General features: G+C 69.6%; 6 protein-coding genes and 1 pseudogene. 5 read left to right on the top strand and 2 right to left on the bottom strand.

The genetic code is table 11. The annotated features are described in order from the left end of the window. Window positions 1–50 precede the first annotated feature (50 nt). From D7V97_RS39185 to D7V97_RS39175, 3 genes are all read left to right on the top strand, one after another. Window positions 51–266, top strand: coding sequence for a hypothetical protein (locus D7V97_RS39185; RefSeq protein WP_120544773.1), 216 nt, complete (start codon window positions 51–53; stop codon window positions 264–266). Between the two features lie 187 nt (window positions 267–453). Continuing rightward, window positions 454–651, top strand: a complete 198-nt coding sequence (locus D7V97_RS39180) for a hypothetical protein (protein ID WP_120544774.1) — start codon at window positions 454–456, stop codon at window positions 649–651. A gap of 133 nt (window positions 652–784) precedes the next feature. Continuing rightward, entirely contained in the window at window positions 785–1,525 is a 741-nt protein-coding gene (locus D7V97_RS39175; protein ID WP_120615686.1) for a DUF1751 domain-containing protein, read from the top strand. 72 nt (window positions 1,526–1,597) lie between these two features. On the opposite strand, the gene D7V97_RS39170 is transcribed toward D7V97_RS39175, so the two are convergent. Beyond that, window positions 1,598–3,238, bottom strand: a complete 1,641-nt coding sequence (locus D7V97_RS39170) for a sigma-54-dependent Fis family transcriptional regulator (protein WP_120615685.1) — start codon at window positions 3,236–3,238, stop codon at window positions 1,598–1,600. 145 nt (window positions 3,239–3,383) lie between these two features. Between D7V97_RS39170 and D7V97_RS39165 the strand changes: the two genes are divergently transcribed. Both D7V97_RS39165 and D7V97_RS39160 read left to right on the top strand, forming a co-directional pair. Continuing rightward, the gene (locus D7V97_RS39165; protein WP_120615684.1) at window positions 3,384–4,259 is read left to right on the top strand and encodes a class III extradiol ring-cleavage dioxygenase; all 876 of its coding nucleotides are present in this window, start codon (window positions 3,384–3,386) and stop codon (window positions 4,257–4,259) included. 33 nt (window positions 4,260–4,292) lie between these two features. After that, the gene (locus tag D7V97_RS39160) at window positions 4,293–4,922 is read left to right on the top strand and encodes a YceI family protein (RefSeq protein WP_120615683.1); all 630 of its coding nucleotides are present in this window, start codon (window positions 4,293–4,295) and stop codon (window positions 4,920–4,922) included. A 101-nt stretch (window positions 4,923–5,023) separates the two neighbouring features. On the opposite strand, the pseudogene D7V97_RS45530 reads toward D7V97_RS39160, so the two are convergent. Then, window positions 5,024–5,707, bottom strand: a pseudogene (locus tag D7V97_RS45530) (hypothetical protein); the annotation flags it as partial.

The raw sequence follows: 5,707 nt of genomic DNA, 5'->3' as shown, positions 1-5,707 counted from the left end.
GAGTTCGTCGGCAGCGTCAGATGGGTATAAGAGACAGGACGGGACGTGAGATGAGCAACGAGGTGGACGCGAAGACGGCCCGCGAGCGGGCCAAGGCCATCGCCGAGCAGCGCCGCGCCGAGCGTCGCAACCGCAAGCGCCGCTGCGTGGTGTGTGGCGTGGAGGAGAGCGACAAGACGCCCCTGACGGCCCATCCCGAAGGCATCGGCCCCGCCTGCAAGGACGAGGTGACGTGCCAGGCCCGCCGCGCCGCCACGGGCCGCTGACCCTCCAACCGGCCTCCGTCTCCGCGCCGCCGCACTGTCGGCGGGTGGACGGTCGCCCGGGCCACACCCCGGGGGGCCCTGGAGCGGACTTCCGGGAAAGGCCCCGGGTCGGATTTCGGGCCCGTTTCTTGATGGCGCCCGCGACTCGGGGTAAACGTTCGTAATCTCTGGTGCAACGAGGGTTGGAATGGGGCTTATCAGCTTCACGGGAGTCAAGGTGTTCTCCACCACGCTCGCGCGCGATCGCGAGAACATGGGTGAGAACATCACCAAGTGGCTGAAGGAGAACTCCGGCGTGGACATCGTGGACAAGATCGTCACGCAGTCCTCGGACAAGGAGTTTCACTGTCTGACCATCACGCTCTTCTACCGCCACAAGGTCTGAAGCTCCGGGCCCGCGGTTGAAGGGCTGTGGATGCGAGGGCGCTTCTCCCTGGAGACACCAGGGTGGAGCGCCCTTCATCGTTTCGGCATTTGGGGTTGCGGACCGGGCAGGGTTCCACCACCTTTGGGCCTCTATGCGACCCATGCGGGGCTTCAACAGGGGAGGGGGCGGCGGTTTCGGCGGCGGCCTCGTCGGCCTGGAATCGATGGCCGCGAAGCTGGCGGTAGGGCTGGTGGCGTTCTCGGTGCTGTACCTGGCGACGCGCGCCAGCCAGGGCGCGCTGCTGCTGCTCAACCCCGGGGAGGTGCTGGGGCGCCTGCGGGTGTGGGAGCCCTTCACCTACGCGTTCATCGCCACGGATCCGCTGGGCATCATCTTCGGCGGCATCATCATCTGGTCCATTGGTGGCTTCCTGGAGTCCACCTGGGGCTCAAGGCGCCTGCTGATGGCGTCGGTGGGCATCACGGTGCTCGCGGGCTTCATCACGGTGGCGCTGGCGCTCGTGATTCCCATGGCCAGCGGCTACGCCGGCGGCACGGTGATGACCACGGTGCTGTGGGTGGCGTACGGGCTCGTCATCGGGCGGGGGCAGACGAACTTCTGGGGCATCCCGCTGACGGGCTACTGGTTCGCGGGCATCGGCGCGGGCTTCACGCTGCTGCGGCTGCTCACCGCGCCGGCCTGGCAGTTCCTCGCCCCGGAGCTCATCAGCCTGGTGCTGGTGTTCGCCTACGTGCGCGGCGCCAGCCCCAAGCGGCTCTTGCTGCACCTGCAGCACTGGCGGCTGCAGCGCCAGCTGCGCGACCGCTCCAAGCACCTGCGCGTCGTGGGCAAGAACCGCCCGCCGCCGGACCGCGACCAGTTCCTCAACTGAAGCACCCCTGCCGCCTGACGCAGGGCTCCCGGGCCTGCCGACGTGATGCGCGTCGGCGGGCCCGACGTGTTTTCAGTGCGCGGCCTCCGGGTGCCCGTACTGCTTGAGCTTGCGGTAGAGCGTGGCCACGCCGATGTCCAGCTGCTCCGCGGTGCGCGAGCGGTTGCCGCCGTTCTGCGCGAGCACCGCGAGGATGTACTCCTTCTCCATGTCCTCCAGCCGGCGCGGGTTGCCGCCGGGCACGAGGCTGGGCGGCGCGGCGCGCACCTCCTCGGGCAAATCTTCGCGCTCCACGCGCGGGCCCTCGCACAGCACCACCGCGCGCTCGATGGCGTTGCCCAGTTCGCGCACGTTGCCCGGCCACGGGTAGCGCAGGAGCTGATCCGCGGCGTCCGGGGACAGGCCTCCCACGCGGCGGCCCAGGCGCTCACCGGCCTCGGCCAGCAGCAGCCGCGCCAGGGGGAGGATGTCCTCCTTGCGCTCGCGCAGCGGGGGGATTCGCAGCTCGATGACGCGCAGCCGGTAGAAGAGGTCCTGGCGGAAGCGGCCCAGGCGCACCTCGTCCGCGAGCTCCCGGTTGGTGGCGGCCACCACGCGCACGTCCACCTTGCGGCTGAGGTTCTCCCCCACGCGCCGCACCTCGCGCTCCTGGAGGACGCGCAGCAGCTTGGCCTGCATGGCGGCGGGCACCTCGCCCACCTCGTCGAGGAAGAGGGTGCCGCCGTGGGCCGCTTCGAAGAGGCCGGGCCGGTCGTGCGTGGCGCCGGTGAAGGCGCCCTTCGCGTGGCCGAACAGCTCGCTCTCCAGCAGGCTCTCCGTCACGGCGGCGCAGTTGACGGCGATGAAGGCCTTGTGGGCGCGGCCGGACTCGTCGTGGATGAGCCGGGCGATGCGCTCCTTGCCGACGCCGCTCTCGCCGGTGACGAGGATGGTGGTGTCCACCTTCGCGGAGCGCCGGGCCAGGTTGAGCACGCGCTGCATGGCCTCCGCGCGGGCCACCATGCCGGAGGGGTCCTCCGCCACGCCCGACACCCGCGCCAGCGACTGCCGCTTCGCGCGCAGCTTGCGCTCCGCCTGCCGCAGCGCCTCCGTCACCTGTCCGAGCACGCCCTCCATGCACTGCGTCTCATAGAAGCGCAGCACCTCCGTGCACTCGGTGCTCCACTCCTCGGCGGGCCGGCCCACGATGTGGCAGGCGGCGTCGCCCTTGCCCACGCACTTCTGCTCCGCGCAATAGATGGGCTTGCCGTTGCAGTAGCTCAGGTAGCCGGACGCGAAGCCGGTGAGGCTCCAGCACACCGGTTGATCCGCCTGCCCCAGGTGCAGCAGGTGCTGCTCCGCTTCATACGAGTCGCGCCACTGCGCCTCGGCGAAGGGCTCCGGCCCGTCCTTGTCCGTCCGCTCGATGCGCTCCACGCGCACCTGGCCCATCAGCGTGTGCAGCCGTCCGCCCGCGCGGCGCCAGTGGGATTCATCCGTCCACGGCACCGCCGTCCGCATCGCCTCCGCGGTGCGCCAGCCATGCGCGTAGCCCAGCCGCGTGAAGATGCCGCGCGCCACCGTCATCCCCATCATCCCGATGAGCTCCACGCGCAGCAGCCCCAGCGCCACGGGGTCCATCAGCATCGCCCGCTGCCCGGCGAAGTGGATGACGCCGCCCTTCGGCTCGAACGCCAGCAGCTCCCTCAAGTCCAGGTCTTCCAACCCCGCCACGGTGACTCCCAGAACGTTTCAGACTGAGTGGTCACTCTATCATTCTGAGAGTATTTTCGCAGGGGCGGAATTGTTTCCTCCGTGATTCCAGGGGGTTGACCTGTCGGGTGCCTTGGTCCCCGGGTTGCAGTAGGAGTCGCTCACGATGGCGAACGGGGTGGACAGACGCGAGGTGCTGCAGGGTGTGGCGGCCGCCGGGGTGGCGGGAGTGATGGGTCCCGGGCCCACGGTTGCCCGGCCGGTGGCCCCGGCGCTCTTCGTGTCGCACGGCTCGCCGATGACGGCGCTGGACTCGGACGCGTACCCGCAGGCGCTCAAGCGCTTCGGTGACGGCGCGGGGCCGGTGAAGGCGCTGGTGGTGGTGTCGGCGCACTGGGAGTCGGACGCGCGCGTGCAGGTCACCGCGACCGCCGCGCCGCCGCTCGTGTATGACTTCTACGGCTTCCCGGAGGCGATGTACCGGCTGCGCTACCCGGCGCCCGGCGCGCCGGAGCTGTCGCTGGACGTAGTGTCGCGGCTGACAGCGGCGGGCATACCCGCGGTGGGGGAGACCGGGCGTGGTCTGGACCACGGCGTGTGGGTTCCCCTGATGCATGCCTTCCCGGAGGCGCGCGTGCCGGTCATCCAGGTGGCGCTGCCGGCGGACGCGACGCCCGCGCTGGTGGCGAAGATGGGTGAGGCTTTGCGCCCGCTGCGCGCGGAGGGCGTGCTACTGATGGGCAGCGGCGGGGTGACGCACAACCTGCGCCGCGTGAATTTCAGTTCGAAGGAGGCGTCCGTGGAGGCATGGGCCGCCGAGTTCGACGGATGGGTTGCCGGAAAACTTGCAGCACGTGATTACGTGGGGCTTCAGTCGTGGAGGGATGCACCGAATGCGCGGCTCGCGCATCCTTCCGCCGAGCACTGGTTGCCCATCTACTTCGTCCTCGGAGCTGCCCTCCCCGAGGACCGTCTCACCCCCGTGTTCGAGGGCTTCCATCACGGAACCTTGTCCATGCGCAGCTTCGCGCTGCGCGCCTGAACCTCGCAGTTCGCAGTCCCAGGAGTCCACACCATGAAGATGTCCATGAAGTCCGTCATCACCCTGATTGCCGTTGCCGCCCCCTCGTTCGCCTTCGCGGCGGCGTATGACATTGACGGCGCGCACTCCTCCGCCGACTTCTCCGTGCGGCACATGATGGTGTCCAACGTGAAGGGCAACTTCAAGGTGCAGTCCGGCACGGTCAACATCGACGACAAGGACGTGACCAAGTCCACCGTCGAGGCCGTCCTCGACGCGGCGTCCGTCAACACGGCGGAGCCCAAGCGCGACGAGCACCTGAAGAGCCCTGACTTCTTCGACGCGGCGAAGTACCCGACCATCACCTTCAAGTCGACGAAGGTCGCGAAGGCCGGCAAGGACAAGCTGAAGGTCACGGGCGACCTGACCCTGCACGGCGTGACGAAGCCTGTCGTGCTGGACGTGGTGGGCCCGACGGCGGAGATCAAGGACGCGTTCGGCGGCATGCGCCGTGGCGTCGAGGCGACCACGAAGATCAACCGCAAGGAGTTCGGCCTGGGCTGGAACAAGGCGCTCGAGGCCGGCGGCGTCGCGGTGGGCGAGGAGATCTCCATCGTCCTCGCGCTCGAGCTGACCCCCAAGAAGGACGCGGCGGCGGCGCCCGCGGCGAAGGACGCGAAGTAACAAGCTTCTGATCAACGACCTTCGGGTCGCTGAAATGAAGAGAGGGGCCTCGGTGACGAGGCCCCTCTTTTTTGTGCGGTGTGTGTCCTGCCGAGGGGCTGCTAACCCTCGGCGACGGCCTGCACGCTGGAGCGGTAGATGAAGATGCGCGCGGTGTTGGTGCGGGTGTCGGCGGGGACGACGAAGAAGCCCGGGGTGGGGCCCTTGAAGTCCTGGGAGAAGCCGGCGACCTGGCGACCGTCGTTGAAGGTGACGCGAATCTTCGAGCCCTCCGCCTGCGGCTGACGCGCGCCCGCGGCGAGCATGAAGAAGATGGCCTTCACGCGCTTGCCGGGGATGCGCTCCGGGGCGAAGCCGCTCTGCTGCTCCAGGGAGATGACGTCCTCGAGCAGGTCCGCGTCGCGGATGGTGCCGCGCTTCACCTGGCCTTCGATGGTGTGGATGATGACGCGGTGTTCGCCCTCCACGAAGGAGTTGGCGGACGGTGCGAACCCGGCGCTCGCGATGAACAGGTCATCGTCGGTGGGGCGCACGTGGTTGGCCGCCGGCACCGCGGGGGCCGCGGCCTGCGCGGGTGCCGCGGGGCTCCGGAAGGGCGTGCTCACGGCGACGGCGGCGGTCGCCGCGTGGGCCACGACGGAGGCGAGCGACAGGGCGGGAGTCGGCGGCGGCGGAGGAGGTATGGCCGCGACGGGCAGGGCGGGCTCCTCCTCGACGAGCTCGATGTCCGCGAGGGGCTCCTCGGCTTCGGGCTCCAGCTCCTCGACGTCGAGGGCGGGCTGGGC

The sequence above is a fragment of the Corallococcus sp. CA053C genome (assembly GCF_003611675.1).
In the GTDB taxonomy this organism is placed as follows: Bacteria; Myxococcota; Myxococcia; order Myxococcales; family Myxococcaceae; genus Corallococcus.
This window is presented reverse-complemented; position numbering and strand designations above follow the sequence as displayed.

Excerpts from the sequence above, each read along its gene's own strand:
- D7V97_RS39165 (WP_120615684.1), top strand. The coding sequence starts at position 3,384 with ATGGCGAACGGGGTGGACAGACGCGAGGTGCTGCAGGGTGTGGCGGCC.
- D7V97_RS39185 (WP_120544773.1), top strand. The coding sequence starts at position 51 with ATGAGCAACGAGGTGGACGCGAAGACGGCCCGCGAGCGGGCCAAGGCC.
- D7V97_RS39160 (WP_120615683.1), top strand. The coding sequence starts at position 4,293 with ATGAAGATGTCCATGAAGTCCGTCATCACCCTGATTGCCGTTGCCGCC.
- D7V97_RS39180 (WP_120544774.1), top strand. The coding sequence starts at position 454 with ATGGGGCTTATCAGCTTCACGGGAGTCAAGGTGTTCTCCACCACGCTC.
- D7V97_RS39175 (WP_120615686.1), top strand. The coding sequence starts at position 785 with ATGCGACCCATGCGGGGCTTCAACAGGGGAGGGGGCGGCGGTTTCGGC.